General features: G+C 66.8%; 23 protein-coding genes and 1 tRNA gene. 20 read left to right on the plus strand and 4 right to left on the minus strand.

Features of this window, described 5'->3' with window-relative positions:
• Positions 1 to 9 precede the first annotated feature (9 nt).
• Genes ACYVLV_RS11565 through ACYVLV_RS11630 form a run of 14 tightly spaced genes read left to right on the plus strand, consistent with a single transcriptional unit; the run spans position 10 to position 13576 of the window.
• Entirely contained in the window at positions 10 to 999 is a 990-nt protein-coding gene (locus ACYVLV_RS11565) for an ABC transporter ATP-binding protein (protein WP_460810247.1), read from the plus strand.
• Positions 992 to 2011 (plus strand): ABC transporter ATP-binding protein, encoded by a 1020-nt coding sequence (locus ACYVLV_RS11570; protein ID WP_460810080.1) that lies wholly within the window; start codon positions 992 to 994, stop codon positions 2009 to 2011. Before ACYVLV_RS11565 ends, ACYVLV_RS11570 begins: the two co-directional genes overlap by 8 nt.
• Before the next feature lie 46 nt (positions 2012 to 2057).
• The gene (locus ACYVLV_RS11575) at positions 2058 to 3437 is read left to right on the plus strand and encodes a replication-associated recombination protein A (RefSeq protein ID WP_460810248.1); all 1380 of its coding nucleotides are present in this window, start codon (positions 2058 to 2060) and stop codon (positions 3435 to 3437) included.
• A gap of 11 nt (positions 3438 to 3448) precedes the next feature.
• Positions 3449 to 4033: a hypothetical protein gene (locus ACYVLV_RS11580; RefSeq protein ID WP_460810081.1), complete on the plus strand. Its 585-nt coding sequence runs from the start codon at positions 3449 to 3451 to the stop codon at positions 4031 to 4033.
• Positions 4033 to 4323 carry a DUF6167 family protein gene (locus ACYVLV_RS11585; RefSeq protein WP_460810083.1) on the plus strand — a complete coding sequence of 97 codons (291 nt, stop codon included), beginning with the start codon at positions 4033 to 4035 and terminating at the stop codon, positions 4321 to 4323. The genes ACYVLV_RS11580 and ACYVLV_RS11585 overlap by 1 nt, the downstream gene beginning before the upstream one ends.
• Positions 4323 to 7031, plus strand: coding sequence for an alanine--tRNA ligase (gene alaS, locus ACYVLV_RS11590; protein WP_460810085.1), 2709 nt, complete (start codon positions 4323 to 4325; stop codon positions 7029 to 7031). Before ACYVLV_RS11585 ends, alaS begins: the two co-directional genes overlap by 1 nt.
• Positions 7031 to 7507: a Holliday junction resolvase RuvX gene (gene ruvX, locus ACYVLV_RS11595; protein ID WP_460810086.1), complete on the plus strand. Its 477-nt coding sequence runs from the start codon at positions 7031 to 7033 to the stop codon at positions 7505 to 7507. Before alaS ends, ruvX begins: the two co-directional genes overlap by 1 nt.
• On the plus strand, positions 7500 to 8744 hold the full coding sequence (gene mltG / locus ACYVLV_RS11600; RefSeq protein ID WP_460810088.1) for an endolytic transglycosylase MltG: 1245 nt from the start codon (positions 7500 to 7502) through the stop codon (positions 8742 to 8744). The genes ruvX and mltG overlap by 8 nt, the downstream gene beginning before the upstream one ends.
• Before the next feature lie 7 nt (positions 8745 to 8751).
• Complete coding sequence (locus tag ACYVLV_RS11605) at positions 8752 to 9624, plus strand: shikimate dehydrogenase (RefSeq protein ID WP_460810091.1); 873 nt, start codon at positions 8752 to 8754, stop codon at positions 9622 to 9624.
• Positions 9621 to 10340 (plus strand): prepilin peptidase, encoded by a 720-nt coding sequence (locus tag ACYVLV_RS11610; protein ID WP_460810093.1) that lies wholly within the window; start codon positions 9621 to 9623, stop codon positions 10338 to 10340. Before ACYVLV_RS11605 ends, ACYVLV_RS11610 begins: the two co-directional genes overlap by 4 nt.
• A gap of 12 nt (positions 10341 to 10352) precedes the next feature.
• The gene (gene aroC / locus ACYVLV_RS11615) at positions 10353 to 11537 is read left to right on the plus strand and encodes a chorismate synthase (protein WP_460810094.1); all 1185 of its coding nucleotides are present in this window, start codon (positions 10353 to 10355) and stop codon (positions 11535 to 11537) included.
• Positions 11534 to 12049 (plus strand): shikimate kinase, encoded by a 516-nt coding sequence (locus tag ACYVLV_RS11620; protein ID WP_460810095.1) that lies wholly within the window; start codon positions 11534 to 11536, stop codon positions 12047 to 12049. Before aroC ends, ACYVLV_RS11620 begins: the two co-directional genes overlap by 4 nt.
• Complete coding sequence (gene aroB / locus ACYVLV_RS11625) at positions 12042 to 13136, plus strand: 3-dehydroquinate synthase (protein WP_460810097.1); 1095 nt, start codon at positions 12042 to 12044, stop codon at positions 13134 to 13136. The genes ACYVLV_RS11620 and aroB overlap by 8 nt, the downstream gene beginning before the upstream one ends.
• Before the next feature lie 5 nt (positions 13137 to 13141).
• A complete protein-coding gene (locus ACYVLV_RS11630) occupies positions 13142 to 13576 on the plus strand; it encodes a type II 3-dehydroquinate dehydratase (protein WP_460810099.1) in 435 nt (144 codons plus the stop codon).
• Positions 13577 to 13608: 32 nt separating this feature from the next.
• Here the strand turns inward: ACYVLV_RS11630 and ACYVLV_RS11635 are convergent.
• Both ACYVLV_RS11635 and ACYVLV_RS11640 read right to left on the minus strand, forming a co-directional pair.
• Positions 13609 to 13683 (minus strand) — tRNA-Gly (locus tag ACYVLV_RS11635).
• Positions 13684 to 13741: 58 nt separating this feature from the next.
• Complete coding sequence (locus ACYVLV_RS11640) at positions 13742 to 14635, minus strand: alpha/beta hydrolase (RefSeq protein ID WP_460810100.1); 894 nt, start codon at positions 14633 to 14635, stop codon at positions 13742 to 13744.
• 191 nt (positions 14636 to 14826) lie between these two features.
• Between ACYVLV_RS11640 and ACYVLV_RS11645 the strand changes: the two genes are divergently transcribed.
• Both ACYVLV_RS11645 and ACYVLV_RS11650 read left to right on the plus strand, forming a co-directional pair.
• Positions 14827 to 15273: a hypothetical protein gene (locus ACYVLV_RS11645; RefSeq protein WP_460810103.1), complete on the plus strand. Its 447-nt coding sequence runs from the start codon at positions 14827 to 14829 to the stop codon at positions 15271 to 15273.
• A gap of 58 nt (positions 15274 to 15331) precedes the next feature.
• Positions 15332 to 15715 (plus strand): VOC family protein, encoded by a 384-nt coding sequence (locus ACYVLV_RS11650; RefSeq protein WP_460810250.1) that lies wholly within the window; start codon positions 15332 to 15334, stop codon positions 15713 to 15715.
• 350 nt (positions 15716 to 16065) lie between these two features.
• Here the strand turns inward: ACYVLV_RS11650 and ACYVLV_RS11655 are convergent, their stop codons facing one another.
• Together ACYVLV_RS11655 and ACYVLV_RS11660 are read right to left on the minus strand one after the other, a co-directional pair.
• On the minus strand, positions 16066 to 17469 hold the full coding sequence (locus ACYVLV_RS11655; RefSeq protein ID WP_460810104.1) for an ATP-binding protein: 1404 nt from the start codon (positions 17467 to 17469) through the stop codon (positions 16066 to 16068).
• A 138-nt stretch (positions 17470 to 17607) separates the two neighbouring features.
• Positions 17608 to 18885: an HNH endonuclease signature motif containing protein gene (locus ACYVLV_RS11660; protein WP_460810106.1), complete on the minus strand. Its 1278-nt coding sequence runs from the start codon at positions 18883 to 18885 to the stop codon at positions 17608 to 17610.
• A 472-nt stretch (positions 18886 to 19357) separates the two neighbouring features.
• Here ACYVLV_RS11660 and efp point away from each other — a divergent pair, with 472 nt between their 5' ends.
• From efp to ACYVLV_RS11680, 4 genes are read left to right on the plus strand one after another with little or no spacing between them, the layout of a single operon-like run.
• A complete protein-coding gene (gene efp, locus ACYVLV_RS11665) occupies positions 19358 to 19921 on the plus strand; it encodes an elongation factor P (protein WP_460810108.1) in 564 nt (187 codons plus the stop codon).
• On the plus strand, positions 19921 to 20331 hold the full coding sequence (gene nusB / locus ACYVLV_RS11670; RefSeq protein WP_460810109.1) for a transcription antitermination factor NusB: 411 nt from the start codon (positions 19921 to 19923) through the stop codon (positions 20329 to 20331). Before efp ends, nusB begins: the two co-directional genes overlap by 1 nt.
• Before the next feature lie 59 nt (positions 20332 to 20390).
• The gene (locus tag ACYVLV_RS11675) at positions 20391 to 21206 is read left to right on the plus strand and encodes a DUF1206 domain-containing protein (RefSeq protein WP_460810110.1); all 816 of its coding nucleotides are present in this window, start codon (positions 20391 to 20393) and stop codon (positions 21204 to 21206) included.
• Between the two features lie 23 nt (positions 21207 to 21229).
• Positions 21230 to 22606, plus strand: a complete 1377-nt coding sequence (locus ACYVLV_RS11680; RefSeq protein ID WP_460810111.1) for a dihydrolipoyl dehydrogenase family protein — start codon at positions 21230 to 21232, stop codon at positions 22604 to 22606.
• Positions 22607 to 22618 lie beyond the last annotated feature (12 nt).

A 22618-nucleotide genomic window follows, 5' to 3' on the forward strand; every position in this document is an offset into this window, starting at 1 on the left:
GAGGACTACATCGACCCCGAGGCGCCGCTGCTCGAGGTCAAGGACCTCCACGTGGAGTTCCACACCCGCGACGGGGTCGCCAAGGCCATCAACGGGGTGAACTTCTCCCTCGAGGAGGGCGAGACCCTGGCGATCCTCGGCGAGTCCGGTTCGGGCAAGTCGGTGACCGCCCAAGCGGTGATGGGCATCCTCGACATGCCACCGGCCAAGATCCCGCACGGAGAGATCCTGTTCCGCGGAACCAACCTGCTGACTCTCAAGGACGAAGAGCGTCGACTGATCCGTGGGCCGGAGATCTCGATGATCTTCCAGGACGCCCTGTCCTCGCTCAACCCGGTGTTCCCCGTCGGTTGGCAGATCGGCGAGATGTTCCGCGTGCACCGCGGCATGAACCGTTCGGACGCCAAGGCCGAGGCCGTTCGTCTGATGGAGCGGGTCCGCATCCCGGCCGCCAAGGAGCGGGTCAACAGCTACCCTCACCAGTTCTCCGGCGGCATGCGTCAGCGGATCATGATCGCCATGGCCATCGCCCTGGACCCGTCGGTCCTGATCGCCGATGAGCCCACCACCGCCTTGGACGTCACCGTCCAGACCCAGGTGATGGAGCTGCTCAAGGAGTTGCAGGAGGAACAGCAGATGGCGCTGATCCTCATCACCCACGACCTCGGTGTCGTGGCGGACGTGGCCGACCGGATCGCCGTCATGTACGCCGGCTCGATCGCCGAGACCGCCGACGTTCTCGACCTCTACGCCGCTCCGGGTCACCCCTACACCGAGGGACTGCTCCAGTCGATCCCACGGTTGGACCAGAAGGGGGAGAAGCTCTTCGCGATCCCCGGGATGCCTCCCAGCCTCTTCGCGATGCCGCGAGGTTGCCCGTTCCACCCGCGGTGTCACCGGGCCCGGGACGTGTGCCGGGTCGAGATGCCAGAACTGAAGGAAGTCGGCCACAACCGATCGAGCGCTTGTCACTTCTCAGAGGAGGTTCTTCATGGCTGAGGTGATCCTGCGCGCAGAGGGCCTGAAGCAGTACTACCCCATCCGTAGCGGCATCCTGCGCCGCACCGTGGGCCAGGTCCAGGCCGTCGACGGAGTCTCCTTCGACCTGCACGCCGGCGAGACGCTCGGCATCGTCGGGGAGTCCGGGTGTGGGAAGTCCACCCTGGGCCGACTGTTGATGCGACTGGAAGAACCCACTGCGGGTTCCCTGCACTTCGACGGGGTCAACGTCTTCGAGGCGAGCCGCAAGGAGATGCGTCGGATCCGCCGCGACATCCAGATCGTCTTCCAGGACCCCTACACCTCCCTGAACCCCCGCAAGACCGTGGCGGACATCGTGGGCGAACCCTTCGACATCCACCCCGACGCCGTCCCCAAGGGGGGCAAGCGTCAGCGGGTCCAGGAACTGATGGAGATGGTCGGGCTCGCCCCCGAGCACGTGAACCGCTACCCCCACCAGTTCTCCGGCGGGCAGCGTCAGCGGATCGGGATCGCCCGGGGCATCGCCCTGAACCCCAAGGTGCTGGTCTGCGACGAGCCAGTCTCCGCCTTGGACGTCTCGGTCCAGGCTCAGGTCATCAATGTCATGGAGGACCTCCAGCGCGAGCTCGGTCTGGCCTACGTGTTCATCGCCCACGACCTCGGCGTCGTACGCCACATCTCGGACCGGGTCGCGGTGATGTACCTCGGTAAGATCGCCGAGATCGGGACGGACACCGAGATCTACGACCGTCCCACGCACCCGTACACCAGGGCCCTGTTGTCGGCCGTGCCCGTGCCGGATCCGACGCTGCGGGGCACCCGTGAGGTCATCCGGCTGGAGGGAGACGTGCCCTCGCCGGCCAATCCGCCGAGCGGGTGCCGTTTCCACACCCGGTGTCCGATCGCCCAGCCGAAGTGTTCCGAGGAGGTGCCCGAGTTGATCGAACGACGCGATCAGGTCGGTCAGCACCTGTCGGCGTGTCACTTCGCGGAGGACTTCACCACGATCACCGGCACCCGCTCCTCCTGAGGGGTCGGGTCCAGCCGGGTAGCCTCCGCGAGTGACCTCCGATGATGTGCCCGATGGTCTCTTCGACGTCGCCGATCGGGGTCCGGTGCCACCTGGCGCCGGCTCTCTGGCGGCGCGACCCGCGGCGGGCGCTCCGTTGGCGGTCCGGATGCGGCCGACCAGCCTCGACGAACTCGCCGGCCAGTCCCACCTCAGAGCCCCCGGGTCACCGCTGCGACAGTTGATCGACGCCGACGAATCGATCTCCCTGTTGTTGTGGGGACCCCCGGGAACGGGCAAGACGACCATCGCCTCCATCCTCAGCGGCCAGACGGAGCGCGCCTTCGTGGAGGTCTCCGCAGTCTCCGCAGGGGTCAAGGAGGTGCGGGCGGCCATCGAGACCGCCCGCAACCGACTGGTGCGTACCGGTGCCGAGACGGTGCTCTTCGTCGATGAGGTGCACCGGTTCAGCAAGGCCCAGCAGGACGCGCTCCTGCCCGGTGTCGAGAACCGGTGGGTCAGCCTGGTCGCCGCGACCACCGAGAACCCCAACTTCAGCGTCATCTCCCCACTGCTGTCGCGCAGCCTGTTGTTGACCCTGCAGTCCCTCTCGGAGGACGACATCCGCGAGGTCCTGACCCGGGCGTTGACCGACGAGCGCGGACTGGGCGGCGAGTACGACGTCACCCCCGAGGCGATGGACCACCTGGTGCGTCTGGCCGGGGGAGACGCCCGACGTTCCCTGACCTACCTGGAGGCCTGCGCCCGGGCCGCGGTGTCTCGCGAGGGATCGACCATCGACCTGGAGACCGCGGAGACCGCCGTGGATCGCGCAGCGGTGCGCTACGACCGCCAGGGTGACCAGCATTACGACGTGATCAGTGCCTTCATCAAGTCCATCCGCGGCTCCGACGCCGACGCGGCCATGCACTACCTGACCCGGATGATGGAGGCGGGGGAGGACCCACGCTTCATCGCCCGCCGACTCGTGGTGCTGGCCAGCGAGGACATCGGCCTGGCGGACCCGACCGCACTGACCACGGCCGTGGCGGCCGCTCAGGCCGTGCAGCTGATCGGGATGCCCGAGGCCAAGTTCAACCTCGCCCAGGCCACGATCGCTCTGGCGGTGGCCCCCAAGTCCAACGCGGTCACCACCGCGCTGGCCGCGGCGACCCAGGACGTGCGGGCCGGTCGGATCGGCTCCGTCCCCGCCCACCTGCGCGACGGCCACTACCCCGGGGCACAGAAACTCGGACACGGAACCGAGTACGTCTACAGCCATGATGCGCCGTACGGCATCGCGGAACAGCAGTACGCGCCGGACGAGGTGGCCGACGCCGAGTACTACCGACCGACGAGCCTGGGTGCGGAAGCCGGGATCAAGGAACGGTGGGAACGCGTCCGGCGGATCATCCGGGGTGGGTCCGGGCCGGGGGCCAACAGATAGGGTCGGGCACCATGACACAGGACTGGAGCGTGCCCGTCTGGGCCGTGCTCGCCGCCGCGGGCGTTGTGCTGTTGGTCATCCTCGCCCTCGGGCTGATGGTCCGCTCGGCTCACCGCCGTGCTGAGGCTCAGATGCGCCTGACGCAGCAGGCCGCGCAGGCGTTGGCCGATCAGGTGGCCGGACTCGAGGCTCGCCTGGATGAAGGCGATGCCTCGCAGTCCGACGTCGCTCACCTCGACCGCGCGGACTATGTGATCACCCGCTTCGGGGACCCGGCCGACCCCGACCACTCGGACGGTATGGATGACTCCTCAGCCTCACACCGACGCGAGGTCGAGGTCCGCTCCCTGCCGCGGGGAGTGTTCGCTGATCTGCTGCTGCGCGAGACGGCGGTCCGTGCCGCAGGGATGAGCGCGGGCCTGCGTCGAGCGCTCGCGCCCGAGACCCGCAACCGCATCCGGTTCGAGATGAAGCAGGAGGTCAAGCGCTCCCGCAAGCAGCGCAAGGCCGACCTGCGGATCGCCCGTCGCGAGTGGGAGGCCCGGCAACGTGCCGCCGGGTCGTTCGTCGCCGACACCGGACAGGAGCACGCCTGATGAACCGAGGACTGTGGTTTGTTGCGGGCGCCGGCGCCGGGGTCTACGCCATGGTGCGTGGTCGCCGTGCGGCGGAGGCCTTCACCCCCGACGGCCTGCGTGACCGGGTCGGTGCCGCGGTGGTCGGGGCGCGGATGTTCCGCGACGAGGTGGCCCAGGGTCGGGCCGAGACCGAACCCCAGATGAGGCAGCAGCTCGGGCTGGTGTCTGATGGGGCGCCGGCGTTGACCTCCGGCGAGAACGGCAGGACCAGTGCAGCACCCACAGAACAGGAAGAGGAAGACAACTGATGGACACCGCGGAGATTCGTCGACGGTTCATTGCTCACTTCGAGCAGAACCAGACCGTGGGTGCCCACACCGCAGTCCCCTCGGCGTCGTTGCTTCTCGATGACCCCAACCTGTTGTTCGTCAACGCGGGAATGGTGCCCTTCAAGCCGTACTTCCTCGGGCAGGAGGCGCCGCCGTACGACCGGGCGGTGAGCATCCAGAAGTGCGTGCGCACCCCGGACATCGAGGACGTCGGCAAGACGACCCGGCACGGAACGTTCTTCGAGATGTGCGGCAACTTCTCCTTCGGGGACTACTTCAAGGAAGAGGCCATCGCGCTGGCCTGGGAGTTGGTCACCAAGCCCGTCGCCGACGGCGGTTGGGGGTTCCCCGAGGACAAGCTCTACCCCAGCGTGTACGTCGACGACCCCGAGGCGGTGGCGCTGTGGAAGAAAATCTCCGGGCTGCCCGACGACCGAATCGCCCGCCTGGGCAAGAGCGAGAACTACTGGTCGATGGGTGTGGCTGGCCCCGGAGGCCCGTGTTCGGAGCTGCTGCTGGACCGTGGTCCGGCCTATGGTGCCGACGGGGACTTCTCCGCCGAGGACCGCTACCTGGAGTTCTGGAACCTCGTCTTCATGCAGGACGAGTTGTCGGCGGTGCGCTCGAAGGAGGACTTCGACATCTCCGGCACATTGCCGAAGAAGAACATCGACACCGGCATGGGCCTGGAACGGGTGGCGTTCCTGACCCAGGGCAAAGAGAACATGTACGAGATCGACGTGATGTTCCCGGTGATCCAGCGCGCCGAGGAACTGACCGGACGCCGTTACGGCGCCGGTGGTCACCAGGGGCATGAGGACGACGTCCGGTTCCGGGTCATCGCCGACCACGTGCGTTCCTCGATGATGCTCATCAGCGACGGCGTCACCCCGGGCAACGAGGGTCGGGGCTACGTGTTGCGCCGCCTGTTGCGTCGCGCCGTCCGCTCCGTGCGGCTGCTGGGCTACGAGGACCCCGCCCTTCCGGAGCTGATGCCGGTCAGCCGGGACAAGATGGGGGAGACCTACTCCGACCTCCACACCGATTGGGATCGCATCTCTCGGGTGGCCCTGGCCGAGGAAGAGGCCTTCCGCAAGACGCTCCAGGCCGGCACCACGATCTTTGATCTGGCGGCCAAGAAGGTCCAGGACTCCGGCGCCTCGGTGCTGGGTGGGTCGGAGGCCTTCGCTCTGCACGACACCTACGGTTTCCCCATCGATCTGACCCTGGAGATGGCCTCCGAGGCCGGCTTGAGCGTGGATGAGCCCGGGTTCCGGTCGTTGATGGCCGAGCAACGCGACCGAGCCAAGGCCGACGCGAAGTCCAAGAAGGGGCAGCACGCCGACCTCGGCGTCTACCGCGGGATCCTCGACGCCAACGGCCCGACCGAATGGTTGGCCTACGAAACGCTGACCACCGAGTCGCGGCCCCTGGCCCTGCTCCAGGGCGGCGCACCCGCTCGGTCGCTGGCCAACGGTGAGATCGGTGAGATCGTCCTGGACCGCACTCCGTTCTACGCCGAGTCGGGGGGACAGGTCGCCGACGCCGGCATCATCGAGTTCGACGGAGGCCGTCTGGAGGTGCTCGATGTCCAGCGTCCCGTGCGGGGTCTGGTCGTCCACCAGGTCCGGGTGGTCGACGGGGAGTACGCCGCCGACTCGTCCGCGGCCAGCAACCTGCACGCCCAGGTCGACCCGGACTGGCGCACCGGCGCACGACAGGCACACTCGGGCACCCATGTCGTGCACGCCGCCCTGCGGGAGGTGCTCGGACCCAGCGCGTTGCAGTCCGGCTCCTACAACCGTCCCGGCTATCTGCGCCTCGACTTCGGGTGGACCGCGGCGCTGAGCCCGGAGCAGGTCCGTGAGATCGAAGAGGTCTCCAACCACGCGTTGCGTGCCGACCTGCCGGTCGGATGGCAGTACATGTCGCTCCCGGACGCCAAGGAGTGGGGCGCGGTCGCGCTCTTCGGTGAGACCTACGACGCCAGCCAGGTCCGGGTCGTGGAGATCGGTGGGCCCTGGTCCCGAGAGCTGTGCGGCGGAACGCACGTCGACCACTCCTCGCAGATCGGCACCATCGTCCTGACCAGCGAGTCCTCCGTCGGATCCGGGAACCGCCGGATCGAGGCCTTCACCGGTGTCGAGGGCTTCGCCTACCTGGCCAAGGAACGCGACGTGGTGGGGCAACTCACCGGCCTGCTGAAGACCCAACCCGACGACCTCGTCGGCCGCGTCTCCGACCTGGTCGAACGGCTCCGGGTCGCGGAGAAGGAGATCGAGAAGGCCCGCGTCGGCCAGGTGCTCGCGGCAGCCGGAACGATGGCTGCCGAGGCGACCGACGTCGGTGGGGTGCAGGTCGTGGCCCGACACGCCGCCGGTGCTGGAGGGGGCGACGTACGCACCCTCGCGCTGGATGTACGCGGTCGTCTGCCCGCCGGGCAGCCCGGTGTGGTCGTCATCATCGGCACGGTCGACGAGAAGGTCGCCGTCGTGGCCGCGGTCAACGACGCGGCACGCGAGCGTGGCCTGAGTGCCAACGACCTGGTCCGCGCTGTGGGTCCCCATGTCGGGGGCAAGGGCGGCGGGAAGGACGACGTCGCCCAGGGCGGCGGCACCGACACGGCCGGAGTCCCGGCCGCGCTGGAGCAGGTCGTCGCCACCGTCGCCGGTCACACCCCCTCCTGATGCGGTTCGGCGTACGGATCGGGATCGACCCCGGGGACGCCCGGATCGGCGTCGCCCGCAGCGACCCGACCGGCTTCCTGGCCACCCCGGTGGAGACGGTGCGACGAGGCAAGGGCGACCTCAAGCGGATCGCAGCGATCCTCGCCGAGGTCGCCGAGGACTCCAGCGAGGTCGTCGAGATCGTGATGGGGCTACCGCGCTCGTTGTCCGGCGGTGAGGGCCCCGCCGCGGTCAAGACCCGCGAGTTCGGGGTGCTTCTCGCCCGACGGGTGGCGCCCGTCCCGGTCCGACTGGTCGACGAACGTCTGACGACGGTTTCGGCGGAGGCTATGCTCCGCGGTCAGGGACGCACGGGCGCTTCGCGCCGGGCAGTGGTCGATCAGGCCGCCGCCGTCCTCATCCTGCAGCACGCCCTGGACACCGAACGAGCAACCGGGAATCCTCCCGGGGAGATCGTAGAGGAGATCAATGACTGACGACGGTCGTGAGGCGGGGTCGGTCGACGACCCCTCGCGAGGCGAACCACTGGGCGAACCAGTGGAGGCACCGGCCCCTTCAGCAGCACTGGAGGACACGTTGCTCGAGACGGTTCCCGGTAACCGACGTCGCAGGACCCGCGGACCCGCCAGGCGACTGGCTGGGTGTCTGCCGGTGTTGTTGGTGCTCGCGATCCTTGGTGGCCTCGGTTACTACGGCGTGATGTACGGCAAGAACTTCCTCGACGACGCCTTCTCCGAGGCCGCCGACTTCCCGGGCCCCGGATCCGGCGAGGTCGCCTTCGAAGTCACCCAGGGCGACTCTGTGGCGCAGATCGGTCGGAACCTCAAGGACGAGGGCGTCGTCGCCTCCGTGGAGGCGTTCACCAACGCGGCCGCCGGCAACTCCGCCTCCACCGGCATCCAGGTGGGCTTCTACTCCTTGCAGGAGGAAATGGCCGCCGACGAGGCCCTGGACGTGCTGGTCGATCCGACGAACATCGTCTCCAACGCGGTCACGATCCCCGAGGGACTGCGCGTCGAGGACATCCTCGACATCCTCGGTGAGCAGACCGAATTCAATCGCAAGCAGTTCCAGAAGGTGTTGGACAATCCGGGCAAACTCGGTCTGCCCGACTATGCGGACGGCAACCCCGAGGGCTACCTGTTCCCCTCGACTTACGGGTTCGGGCCGAAGGAGACCCCCACGACCATGCTCCAAGCCATGGTGAAGCGCTGGGAGCAGGCTGCCTCCGACGCCGATCTCGAGGGCGCCGCCGAACGGCTCGGTTACACCCCGCACGAGTTGATGACCATCGCTGCCATGGTCGAGGCCGAGGGCCGCGGCAAGGATCAGCCGAAGGTTGCGCGGGTGATCTACAACCGCCTGGAGAATCCCGAGAACGGGGTGACCAACGGGTTGCTGCAGATCGACGCCACGGTGAACTACGCATTGGGTCGGGAGCCGATCGCCCGGTTGACGTTCGACGAGATCGACTCGGTGTCCGACTCGCCGTACAACACCTACAAGCAGCCTGGTCTGCCCCCCGGACCCATCGAAGCCCCCGGAGAGGCCGCCATCAAGGCAGCCTCCAACCCCACCGAGGGGGATTGGCTCTTCTACGTGACGGTGAACCTGGAGACCGGCCTGACGAAGTTTGCCGCGACCAACGATGAGTTCTTGCGTTACAAGGCGGAGCTTCAGGAGTACTGCGACACCCAGTCCGACCGGTGCTGACCCCGCCGTGAAGTGCGCCGTCTTGGGTGACCCGATCGCCCACTCGCTCTCCCCGGTGCTGCACCGGGCGGCGTACGCCGAGTTGGGGTTGGACTGGACCTACGACGCCATCCGGGTCGCCTCGGGTGGGCTGACGGAGTTCCTGATGACCGTGGGGGACGACGTGCGTGGACTGTCCCTGACCATGCCGTTGAAGCGGGAGGTGATGGGTCTGGTTCAGCAGGTCTCGGAGATCGCCACGATGGCCGGAGCAGCGAACACGCTGATCCACGACGAGGGTGTCTTTTTCGCCGACAACACCGATCTGCCCGGGGCCATGGCGGCCCTGGCGGAGCGGTACGACGGACCGGTCGGTGCGGTGACCATCCTCGGGGCCGGCGCCACCGCGGCCTCCACCGGTTTGGCCATGGCCGAGTCGGGAGCCGAGTCGATCACCGTGGTGGCCCGTTCGGAGCAGCGGGCCGAGGAGACGCTCCGAGCCATCTCGCGGCACCGTTCCCACCCCGATGTGCGGGTCGCGCTGATCGACGACGTGCTCGCCTCCGGACCGGGTGACGGCCTGGTCGGCGACATCGTGATCTCGACCGTGCCCGCCGAGGCCCAGACCGAGGCGCTGGTCGATCGGTGTGCCCGGTTCGCGGTCGTGTTCGAGGCGCTCTACGACCCCTGGCCCACGCCGCTGGCCGCCGCCGCTCCGGAACGTGGACAAGCCCTGGTGGGGGGCCTGGATCTGCTGCTGCACCAGGCGGCCTACCAGGTGTTGCTGTTCACCGGCAGCAGGGCGCCGCTCGACGTCATGCGGACCGCTGGTCAGGAGGCGTTGGCCCAGCGATCGGCTCCGTCGACGCCTCGATCGGCCCCCCGATCGAGCGGGAGATGAGTCTGACGCTGCTCGCTGTCGGCGCGGTTGTCGCAGCGATGTCCGGGCTGGTGGTGGCTCCGCTGATCGGTTCGCTACCGGAGCCCGACCCCACGGCCCCGACGAGTTCGGCGGTCAGCGTCAAGGAGCCGTACGCCGACATCGGGCGACTGCGGAACCTGACCGTGTGGGCGGTGGTGGTCTGTGCGGTGGCCGGAGCCACCATCGGGGCGTCCCTGGATCGCGCCGCGGACCTGGTGTTGTGGCTGCCTCTGGTCCCCGTCGGCGTTGCTCTTGCGTTGATCGATCTGCGGACGAAACTCCTCCCGGTCCGACTCGTGCTACCCGCGACGGCGTACGTCCTGGTGGCCGGGGTCGTGATCGCGGTGCTGGACCGAGACCCCGATGCCCTGATCCGGGGCCTCATCGGTCTGGTGGTCGCTCGTTCGTTCTTCTGGGTGTTGTGGCGGATCTACCCGCGCGGGATGGGCTTCGGCGACGTCCGTCTGGCGGCCGTGCTCGGCTTCGTGCTCGCACACGCCGGCTGGGCCGAGTTCGGGATCGGGATGTACGCCGGGTTCCCCATGCTGGGGGTGCCGGGACTCCTGTTGGCGCTGCTGAAGTGGGATCGAGCCGAGTTGAAGAAGGCTTACCCGTTCGGGCCGGCGATGTTGGCAGGAGCACTGCTGGGATTGTCCGTGGGCGAACCCCTGGTCTCGGCTCTCTTCGGAACCTGAGAGACTGCGTCCATGCTTCGTTGGCTTACCGCGGGCGAGTCCCACGGCCAATCCCTGGTCGCCATTCTCGAGGGTCTACCCGCCCACGTCGAGATCACCTCCGAGAACATCGCGGAGTCGTTGGCCCGCCGTCGTCTGGGTTACGGGCGTGGTGCCCGGATGAAGTTCGAACAGGACCAGGTGACGATCCTCGGCGGGGTGCGACATGGCCTCTCCCAGGGCGGTCCGGTGGCCCTGACGATCGGGAACACCGAGTGGCCGAAGTGGGAGAAGGTCATGTCGGCCGACCCCGTGGACCCCGACGAACTGGCGGCACTGGCCCGCAACGCGCCGCTGACCCGGCCCCGTCCGGGCCACGCGGACCTGGTGGGCATGCAGAAGTACGACTTCCACGACTCACGCCCGATCCTGGAACGGGCCTCGGCCCGGGAGACCGCCGCCCGGGTGGCGCTGGGCCGGGTGGCCAGCAACTTCCTCGAGCAGTCGGTCGGTGCACGGATCGTGTCGCACGTCATCGAGCTCGGTGGTGTTCGCGCCCCCGACGGGTTGTGGCCCGACGCCGACGACGCCTCGGTCACGCGACTGGACGAGGACCCGGTGCGCTGCCTGGACCCCGAGACCGCGAGCGCCATGACGGCACGCATCGACCAGGCCCACAAGGACGGCGACACCCTCGGCGGGGTCGTCGAGGTCGTCGTTCATGGGTTGCCGCCGGGCCTCGGCTCGCACGTGCACTGGGACCGTCGGTTGGATTCCCGCCTGGCCGGTGCGCTGATGGGCATCCAGGCGATCAAGGGTGTCGAGGTCGGCGACGGGTTCGCCCTGGCCGCGACCCCCGGTTCCCTGGCGCACGACGAGATCGTGCCGACCGCGGACGGCATCCGGCGTACCTCCGGTCGCTCCGGCGGAACCGAGGGCGGGATGACCACCGGTGAGGTGTTGCGGGTGCGTGCGGCGATGAAGCCGATCGCCACCGTGCCCCGTGCCCTGCGAACGGTCGACCTGGCCAGCGGCGAGGAGGCGGTCGCCAACCACCAGCGCTCGGACGTGTGTGCGGTGCCCGCAGCCGGCATCGTCGCCGAGGCCATGGTCGCTCTGGTCCTGGCCGAGGCCGTGGTGGAGAAGTTCGGCGGTGACTCGGTCGGCGAGACCCGTCGCAACGCCCAGAGCTACCTCGACGCGTTGTCCTACAAGTGAGCACCACCAGCCGCCCCGTGGTCGTGCTCGTCGGCCCGATGGGGGCCGGCAAGTCCACGGTCGCCGACATCCTGGCCACCGACCTCGCGGTGGCCGCCCGGGACACCGACCGGGACGTGGAGGAGATGGCGGGGATGAGCGTTGCGGAGATCTTCGTCGACCGCGACGAGGACTACTTCCGTGGTCTCGAACGCGAAGCCGTGCGCCGCGCGCTCGACGAACACACCGGGGTGCTGTCCCTGGGCGGGGGAGCCGTCCTGGACCCCCAGACACAGACGCAACTGGCCGACCACCGGGTGGTGTTCCTCCGGGTCGGTCTGGGCGAGGCCGTGAAGCGGGTCGGACTCGGCACCTCACGGCCGCTGCTGCTCGGGAACGTCCGGGCGAAGATCAAGGCGCTGCTCGACGAGCGGGCCCCGATCTATGAGTCCGTGGCGGACCTCGTGGTCGACACCGACAAGACCTCGCCACAGGACGTGGCCGACCAGATCAGGAGAGCGATCGATGAGTGAGACCGTGCTGCCCGTGCGAGGCAGCTCGCCGTACGACGTGGTGATCGGCCGAGGGGTCTTCCACCACCTCGTGCCCATGCTCGGCGACGCCGTTGAGCGCGTGGCCGTGATCTGCCCTGAGCGTCTCGAGGCGTTCGTCGACGACCTCCTCGAAGACGTGCCGGAAGACCTCGAGATCGTGATGCTGGCCATCCCGGAGGGTGAGGAGGCCAAGCAGTACGAAGTGGCCGCCGGCTGCTGGGACGCCCTGGGGGAGAGCGGGTTCACCCGCTCCGACGCCGTCGTAACGCTCGGCGGGGGAGCCACCACGGACCTCGGCGGCTTCGTGGCGGCCACCTGGTTGCGTGGGGTGCGGGTCATCCACGTGCCGACCACTCTGCTGGCCATGGTCGACGCCGCGGTGGGCGGCAAGACCGGCATCAACACCGAGGCGGGCAAGAACCTGGTCGGAGCCTTCCACGAGCCCTCCGGGGTGATCTGCGACCTCGCCATGCTCGACACCCTGGACCGCGACGAGCTGATCGCCGGCCTCGCCGAGGTGGTCAAGTGCGGGTTCATCGCCGACCCCGAGATCCTGCGACTCATCGAGGAGAACGACCCCGCAAGTCTGGTGGCCTCCTCGTCGGTCCTGCGTGAGCTCATCGAACGGGCCATCACCGTCAAGATCGATGTCGTGGTCGAGGACCTCAAGGAGACCGGCGGCTCGGGCGGACACCCCGGCCGCGAGGCGCTCAACTACGGACACACCCTGGGCCACGCGATCGAACGCAACGAGGACTACGCGATCCGACACGGCGAGGCCGTCGCCGTGGGATGCGTGTTCGCCGCCGAGCTGGGGGCCCAGGCGGGTTCCCTGAGTCGTGCCGTCGTTGACCGACACCGGGCGATCCTCGAGCGGGTCGGTCTCCCGACCGGTTTCGAGGGGGTTCCCTACGAGCACCTTCGTGATCTGATGGCGATGGACAAGAAGACGCGTGGCAACACGCTGCGTTTCGTGATCCTCGACGACGTCGCCCGACCCAGGATCCTCAACGGACCGAGCGAGTCGGATCTCCGGGCCGCGTTCTCGGCGGTCAGCAACGGGTGACGTCGATGCCCACCCGCGTACTGGTGCTCAACGGCCCCAACCTGGGCCGTCTGGGACGTCGTCAGCCGGAGATCTACGGCACCACGACGTACGCCGAACTCGTCGAGCGGTGCGTCGCCTGGGGAGTTGCGTTGGGGTTGGACGTCGACGTGCGCCAGACCAATCACGAGGGCGAGCTACTCGACTGGCTGAACACCGCCGCTGACGAGGCGACCCCGGTGGTCCTCAACGCCGCGGCGTGGACGCACTACTCCCTGGCCCTGTACGACGCCTGCGCCCAGTTGGAGGCCACGCTGGTCGAGGTGCACATCTCCGACCCGATGCAGCGGCCCGAGGAGTTTCGACACACCTCGGTGGTCACACCGCACGCTCTCCAGGTGATCGCCGGCCACGGCATCGACGGCTACCGGATGGCTCTGGAGGTCGTGGCCCGCGACTGAGGGCCGGGATCGTCTGCTGGACGCTGATCGTTTGGAGCGGAGGGCAGGACTTGAACCCACATCTTTTCGGGTGGAACCCGAATGCTCTGCTGTTGAGCTACCTCCGCGGGTGCTGCGTCAAACGCAGCGAGGAGAAACTAGCACGCACCGGTTTCCCGAGTGCACTCAGCCGGGGGATTGGTCGACCAAGAACGACGCGGCCTGTCGCATGAGGGGCTCGGCGGCGGGGAACACGGTCGGGTGACGCCAGAAGCCATGGATCTGCCCGAGGAACCGAGTGGCCACGACGGTGACGCCCTGCTCGGTCAGGCGTTCGACGAGGAGTTCACCCTCGTCGCGCAGGGGATCGTGCTCGGCGGTCATCACGAACGTCGGCGGCAAGGTGCTCAACCGGTCCGAGAGCAACGGCGCGAGGTCGGGGTTCGTGTACTGCGAGTGATCGCCACCGGCGTACTGCGACCAGTACCAAGCGACCGTCTGGGGATCGAAGGCCTCGGTCTCGGTGCGGTGTGAGTCGGTGGCCGCTGTCGGGTCGAGGAAGGGGTAGATCAGGGCGAGCGCGGCGAACCGGTCGGGATGGCGCAGAGCAGCCACGAGGGCGAGATTGGCGCCGGCGCTGTCACCGTGACCGAGCAGGGGACCGGAGAGGTCGTGCTGGGCTGCCGAATGCTGCAGCCAGGCCAAGACGGTGTCGACGTCGTCGGGCGCGGCGGGGAAAGGGTGTTCGGGAGCGAGTCGGTAGTCGACGCTGAGCACCGCGCGACCGGTGCGGTTGGCCAACCGGCGGGCCGAGGCGTCGTGGATCTCGATGTCGTTGAGCACGAAACCGCCGCCGTGCAGATGTAGGACGACACCCGGTGCCGCATCGACGGGGCGGTAGAGCCGACACGAAACCCCGTCGGCGTCGACGTCGGTGACGTCGCGGACGGCCTCGCGCGGCTCGTCTGCGGCAACCGCCCGCGCCTGTTCTCGAGCGGCGGGGATGTCGAAGTCGGGGGAGTGGACCGGTGTGTCGCCGGCGGCGAAGTCGATGGCCGCACGGGCTTGGGGGGACAACATCAGATGCTCGGCTTCGCCAGGTTCGTCATGGCGACGACGATACCGACGCTCGTCGTGGTGAACCCTCACCTGGTCGCGAAGGACAGAAGACAACGCTCTAGACACCGGTTGACTGGCACCTGTTCTGATGTCTGACTGGTGACGGTTGCTCCCGCGTTCGTGTTTCAAATGCACCAGAGGAGCACCAGAGCATGCCACTTTTCTCGGACCTGTACGACTGGGTCGACGAACACCCGGACAACTACGTTCACGCCGCGATGGGCGTGGTCTACGACAAGGCCAATCGAGAGGAATCGACCGAGCCCAGCCCGGACTTCGCCGCCTGCGCCAACGGACTGGCGGTGCTCATAGACGGAGACCTCGGCGCGGACTTTCTCGTGACCTTCTCCGATCGAATCGTCAATAGCAGGGGGAGTTGGGCCACCGGTCAACGCAGCATCTGGAACGTGCGATTCCTGCGAGACGGTCAGATCGAGATCTTTCAGAGGACGTGGACTCGCGACTGGGTGCGGCTGACCGATGTCCAGCGGCTCGACGTCGGAGGTGCCGACTTCGCCATCGGCTTCCTTCAGAACCGATCCACCAGAGCACTGCTCAGCTTCAGCTTCGACAAACTCGCAGGTGGGTTCCCGTTATAGCGACTGGTGGGTCGCCCCATGCAGCCGTCGCACTACAGCGGGATCTCCTGGGGGTGTGATGCTCGCGTCCTCGACACTCGTCGGCTTCATCGGCGTATCCGACCTCGATCGGGCGCAGACCTTCTACGGTGATCAGTTGGGTCTGCGGCTAGCCGACGAGAGGCCGTTCGCGCTTGTTGCCCGACTCGCCGGTTCCACGCTGCGCATCACCGTCGTCGACGACGTCGCACCGGTGCCCTACACCGTTCTGGGCTGGAGCGTCTCCGACCTCGATGCGACCGTCGATCGTCTCGTTGCCCACGGAGTGACATTCACTCGATACCAGGGCATGAATCAGGACGATCGCGGCGTGTGGACAGCTCCGGGAGGCAGCCGGATCGCATGGTTTCTCGATCCGGACGGCAACAACCTGTCGTTGACCGAACTCGCCGGGCCCGACTGATTCCACACGCGGCTCCACAATCCCGGGGTAACCGTCGAACGTGCAATGGATGTCGTCGGAGGCGGAAGAGGACCTCGACCAGGAGAAGACAAAAGAGAGTCGAGGCCCTCGCCTCATGCCCTGGTGTCAGTGATGGGCGTGTCTGTTCTCAGCATCCCGTAGCGCGCATATGTGCTTCTCCATGGAACGGCCTATACGGGCGGGTGTGTTCATGCCAGACGGGCGGCGGGCCGCCACCCGAACGCACTCCTACGTCGCGCACCCGGGCCCCTGCGACCCGAAAGACGCCCGCCCGCCCGCCCGGCGCGACGCCACCCTCACGACCAAACGAGTTTCGTCGCTACTTCAAGTCAAGGTGTGACCGGCTGTCCTGCCTTCATCCAAGCGGCTTTGTTCCCGTTCTTGCCCGGGACTCGTTCAATCTTGTTGGTGTCGCGCAGATTGTAGAAGACCTCCTTCATGGTGTTCTCCGAAGTGATGCCCGTGAGGCCGCGGGCAATCCGGTTCGTGATCTCGTCATGCGTAACGAGGTATTCCATCACGATCTCCTCCGGCCTCGCGAGCCTCTCGTGCGGCAAGACTGCGACGAATGCGTTCCCATCGATTGCGAAACGGGGTTCGCGCAAGCGGGCGGCTGCCATCGACTCCACAACCGTGGTCAAGCCCTCACCAATGTCTTGGTTCAGCGGGGTCGCATACCCATTCAGCAATCGAAGTATCTTGGTGTTCCTTGCGGCACGTTCTTTGAAAAGCAAATCCAGCGTCATATGACCGGCTAGCCCACCGGGGCTTCTGACTTCAACTCGATTGTCGAATATCGCGATGCGAACATCGTCGGATATGTTGTAGTCGCGGTGAATAACCGCATTCACGACGATTTCTTTAAGGGCCTCCGGGGGATACTCCATCGGCGCGAACGACCCGTCCGGTTCCAACACCGATACTGAGTTGATGATTGCTGTCGCTTCTCTGATCGCTTCCTCTACAAGTTGGCGGGCAGGACCCGTGATTGTCAGTGGAGCACCATCGAGGTTCTGACGCGTGGGCTCTCCTGCCGTGGCATACCTCGCGATCTTGATACCGCAACGCTTTGGGACAACGCCTGATGGGTGAGCAGCGAAGAGAACAGCCGCAGCTACCTTCATCTGTTGAGAGTCTCGATCGCTCAGGCGCTCGCGCGATGCCAGGAACTCTGGAGTGGATTTCGGGCTGTACTCGCTCAGGAAGTTCAGCAGTTCCGGCTCAACGGCCCACTCATTAAAATCGTAGTCCGAAAGTCGCTGATCTTCATAGGAAAGGACGCCCTTGGACAACTGTAGATCTGCAACGGATCGACCTTTAACCTCAGGAGACGACGCCGAAACTCTCAGATAACACTTCTTGGCGGAGGTGTAGTGAACGTCACCTGAACGAGGCACGGTCACGACCATTACAAGGCCACGCTGCTCTTGCCCTGAAATTTCAAAGAAATCATATTCATAGTCCAAAGCGGGAGACACCTCACGCGAGAGCGACTGGTGTACGAAGTTGGCATCTTCGATAGTGGTGAACCCCTGCCACCGATCTATTCCGGCATGATGCTTTTCATCCTCGATCCCAACTGAGAACTGGCCTCCATCGGCGTTTGCGAGAGCGACTGCGATCTTCTGGATCGTGTCTCCTCCACCGGTGGACGACTTGTGGTCCCAAAGCTGGTTCTCCTCCTTGGCGATAAGTTCAAGCGCATCGGGGAGGGGGACAGGCTGGCGGCTCATGCAGGAACCATACAGATTCGAGGGATAGCAAAGGTGAACTCATCGGAGGATCTATTTACGACTTGCAAGGTTGCGCCGTCGGGTGGGCCCACATGTGCCGTTCGCGTAAGTCGGGATCGGGCATTCTTCGGCCGCTGATCAGATTCTGCGGTGGAAGGTGATGGTGCCGTCGGGTCTGATTTCGTGGGCGTAGTCGTGGTGGTGGATCAGGGTGTGATGTCGCGGGCACAGGACCGCTGTTTTGCTGAGGTCGGTGTTGCCGCCTTGGTGCCAGGGGTCGAGGTGGTGCATGTGGCACATGCCTGCGGGCCAGTCGCAGTTCGCGGCTTGGCAGGTGGGGTGTTCGATGCTGGCCGCGATCCGTTGGCTCTTGGAGTGGTAGCGGCGAGTGCGGCCCAGGTCGAGGACCTGAGAGGCGCCGTTCAGGACGACAGGCAGGATCCCTGCCTCGCAGGCGATGCGTCGGGCCTGTCCTGGGCTGATGGGTTCCCCGGTGTCGAGGTGGGCTGGCTTCAGGCCACCGATGAGGGTGTCGTAGTCGAGGTGGATGACCGCCGTGGCGGAGACGCCACCGGAGCGGGGTGCGTCCTCGGTGCGGAAGGATTCGATGAGTTCGCAGAACGCCTCACCCATCCGTTTCGGGGTCGCGGCTCGCTCGGTCAGTTCCTCAACCTCGGGTTCGGCGGTCTTGTCCTTGGCGGCTTGATGTTTGGGTGCGGCGAACGCCAGGAGGAGCTTCCGGAACATTGCTCCTTGGGCGGAGGGGATCACGAACCTGCCCCGCACGGCCCCGGACCCGTCGTCATGCATGATCAGCCTCGTCTTGTCGCGGGCTGAGTCTTCTTCCTTCGCCAGTTGTTCTGCCTCAAAGGCTTCGGCGCCTTCGGGGTCGAGGACCTCCCAGACCCGCCAGCCGAGGATCTTCAAGGTCTTGGCGTCGAATTCGGAGGCGTTCTCGATCAGGGTTGATTCGACCAGGGCGACGGTTTCGGGTGGGCACTTGTCGGTGGGCAACGATTCGACGGCGCGGGCGATGACTTCTGCTTGTTCGACGTGGAGGTCACCGGTCGCCAGCGCCGTACGGGTCTGTTCGTGGGTGTCGAGTGCTTTCGCTTGCTTGACCCGCCGGTTCGCTTCTGTCCGGGTGAGTTTCGTGGTGTGAGCCAACCAGTTCGCCGTGGAGGTCCCGCCGGTGTCGCCGGCGACGTCACGGCGGTCGGCCTCAGCCAGGACCCGGCGGCTGAGTTCGGCGACCTGGGCCTCGAGTCGGGCGAGAAGGAGGGTGGTGTCGGCGACGTCGGTGTCTTCCATGGACCACGTCTGGGTCTCGACCAGGTCCTCGAGACCGGCCTCGATCTGGCGTGCGAAAGCACTGATCGGGTGTCCCCGATTCTCGGTGCTTTCGTCTTTGGCCATGTGTCTATTCCAGCACTGAGCACCGACACTCCTGCCCCGAAATCGGGGTTCTCCACAGGGGCTGAGGTCACGGAATGGTAACGGTATTTTTGGCTGGTTCTCCGGGGGATTCGGGGTGGTGTGGGTGGATCGGCGACGGGGGTTTCGAGGCTCGTCGCTGGCGCTCCTCGCACCTCGACCGGCGTGAGGCTGCTGGCGCTCCTGGCACCTCAACCGGCGTGAGGCTGCTGGCGCTCCATGCACCTCAACCGGCGTGAGGCTGTTGGCGCTTGTCGCACCTGAACCGGCGTGAGGCTCTTGGCGCTTGTCGCACCTCAACCGGCGTGAGGCGGCGGGCGGTGTTCGCACCTCAACGGGCGAGCGGACGGCTACAAATCGGCGCTCGCCGCGCTCTGCCCTAAACTCGCTCGGTGGCGCTGCCTGACGGCCGGCCGCCCTGACTGTTCCCCAACGTGAAGAGGTTCTCCCGCGCATGGCAACGACCAACGACCTGAAGAACGGCATGGTGCTCAACCTCGACGGCCAGCTCTGGCAGGTCATGTGGTTCCAGCACCACAAGCCCGGCAAGGGCGGCGCCGTGATGCGGACCAAGCTCAGGAACATCGAGTCGGGCAAGACGGTCGACAAGACCTTCAACGCTGACGTCAAGGTCGACATCGCGAACGTCGACAAGCGCAGCATGGCGTACCTCTACAACGACGGCACGTCATACGTCTTCATGGACACCGGCACCTACGACCAGATCGAGATCACCCCCGAACTGGTGGGTGACGCGAGCAACTTCCTCCTGGAGAACCAGGAGGCCGTGGTGGCCACCAACGAGGGTCGCGTGCTCTACATCGAGCTCCCCGCCTCGGTCGAGCTCGAGATCACGTTCACCGAGCCCGGCCTGGCCGGGGACTCGGCCACGGGTCGCACCAAGCCGGCGACCCTGGAAACCGGTCACGAGATCCAGGTGCCGCTGTTCATCGTGCAGGGCGAGAAGATCAAGGTCGACACGCGCGACTCGTCCTACCAGGGCCGCGTCAAGTCCTGATGGGAGCTCGTTCCAAGGCTCGCAAGCGGGCACTCGACCTGTTGTACGCCGCCGACATGCGTGGCGAATCGGCCGTCGATGCCCTCGACGCCGCGATCGGCGACGGGGAACCGCCCAACAACGCCTACACCGCGACGCTGGTTCGTGGGGTCGCCGAGCACGCCGCGAGGATCGACGAGCTGCTCACGGAGTACTCCACCGACTGGACGATCGACCGGATGCCGGCCGTGGATCGCAACGTGTTGCGCCTCGGGGTCTGGGAGCTCCTTTGGGGGCCCGAGGACGTCCCGGGCACCGTGGCGGTCAGCGAGGCGATGGGGTTGGTGCGTGAACTCTCCACCGACGACTCGCCTCCCTTCGTCAACGGAATCCTCGGTGCGATCCAGCGCAACCGCGAATCGCTCGTATGACCGTTAGAGCCATCCCATGGGGTGATGACGCCGGAAGACCGACTGCTTAGAGTTGCCCGGTGTCGTCAACCTTCAGCCGACTGAAGTCGGTCATGCATCACAGCGACGAGGTCGACCACGTCGCCCGGATCGGTCTGCTCGCCTACGGGGTGGTGCACCTGCTGATCGGCTGGCTGGCCATCCAGTTGGCGTTGGGGCAGAGCTCCGGATCACCGTCCAGCGATGGGGCCATCCGGGAGTTGGCGCAGAAGCCGTTCGGCATGTTCGCCGTCGGTGCGGTTGCCGTGGGCATGATCCTGCTGGCTCTGTGGCAAGGCATTGAGGCGGGCTTCGGCCACCTCGACAAGGAGGGTCGCCAACGGATCCTCAAGCGACTGGTCTCGGCCGGTCGGGTCGTGATCTATCTGACCATCGGGGTCAACGCGCTGCGCCTCCTCCTCGGCTCCGGGTCCTCCGGCGGAGGCGGAACCAAGACCTTCACCGCCAAGGTGCTGAGCATGCCCGGCGGGCAGATCCTCGTGGCAGCAGTGGGACTAGGCCTCCTGATCGCCGGCGGCATGCTGCTGCGCAAGGCGATCGGGGACCGCTTCAAGAAGGACCTGGAGTCCTCCGGTTCCTCCGGCGCTGACGGCACCGCCTACGTCTGGCTCGGCCGGATCGGGTACACCGCCAAAGGGGTCGCTCTGGGTCTCGTGGGGGCGCTTTTCGCCTACGCCGCCCTGACCCGCGAGTCCGACGAGACCGGCGGCCTGGATCAGGCGCTGCGGACCCTGCTCGAGCAACCCTTCGGATCGCCCCTGACCATCGCCATCGGTCTGGGGTTCGCGGCGTTCGGGCTGTTCTGTTTCGCCTGGTCCCGGCACCTGTCCCGCTGATCCACCCCTAGGAAGCGACCAACATGAGCCATCCCCAGGAAGTCGACGTCGTCATCATCGGGCTGGGCCCCGGGGGTGAGTACGCCGCCAACAAACTCGCCGCCGCGGGACTCGTGGTCGTCGGTGTCGAGGAGCACCTCGTCGGTGGCGAGTGCCCCTTCACCGGGTGCACCCCCTCCAAGTTGCTGGTCCGGGCCGCCCACACGGTGGCGGAGACCCGACACGCTGCCGAGTTGGCGGGGGAGTCGGCCATCGAGCCCGACTACACCGTCCCGCGTCAGCGAATCCTGGAGTCCACTCACGAATGGTCCGATGAGGCGCACGTCGAACAACTGGAGGAGTCCGGGGTCAGGCTCGTCCGAGGCCGTGGTCGCTTGAACGGTCCGGGGAGGGTCGTGGTCACCTCCGCCGAGGGCACCGAGGAGTTCGTGGCCCGCAGAGGAGTCATCCTCGGGACCGGCACCGCCCCCGCCAGCCTGCCCATCGACGGGCTCGCGGACACGCCGTACCTCACCAACCGCGAGGTGTTCCGTCTCGAGGACGCACCCGCCTCGATGATCGTGATCGGCGCCGGCAACATCGGGTGTGAGCTGACCCAGGTCTACGCCCGTTTCGGGACCGACGTCACCCTCCTCGACGCCTCCGACCGCATCCTGAGCGTGGAGGAACCCGAGGCCAGCGAAGTGCTCACCGAGGTGTTCACCCGCGAGGGCGTCACCTTGCGAACCGGCGTCGAGATCCAACGCGTCGATCATGACGGCGACACCAACCAGTTCGAGGTCCACCTCGACGGCGAGGTCCTGCGCGCCGAGCAACTCCTGGTGGCCGCCGGCCGGGTGACCCAACTCGCGGATCTGGGGCTGGAGACCGTCGGTCTGGATCCTGAGGCCGGTGAAGTCCCCGTCGGCGACACGCTGCGCGCGGGAGAGCGACTATGGGCGGTCGGTGACATCACCGGCAAGGGTGCCTACACCCACGTAGCGCTCTATCAAGCCGCGATCGTGGTGAGCGATCTGCTCGGCGAGGATCCGGGGCCGGCGGACTACCACGCCGTTTCACGAGTGACGTTCACCGATCCCGAGGTCGGTGCGGTGGGGATGACCGAGGAGCAGGCCCGAGACGCGGGAGTGCACGTAGGCATCGGCGTGGCGCAGATCGGCAAGTCCAGTAGAGGGTGGATGCACGGTCCGGGCAATGACGGAATCATCAAACTCGTGGCCGACCTGGACCGACGCGTCCTGGTCGGCGCGTCCGCCATGTCGCCGTACGGCGGTGAGGTGTTGGGCCTACTCGCACTGGCCGTACACGCGCAGATCCCGATCGAGACCATCTCCGGAACGCACTTTGCCTACCCCACCCTGCACCGGGTCATCCAGGTGGCGCTGGACCGCATCGATTGAAGGCATTGAGGT

This window comes from Nocardioides salsibiostraticola, from assembly GCF_054783655.1.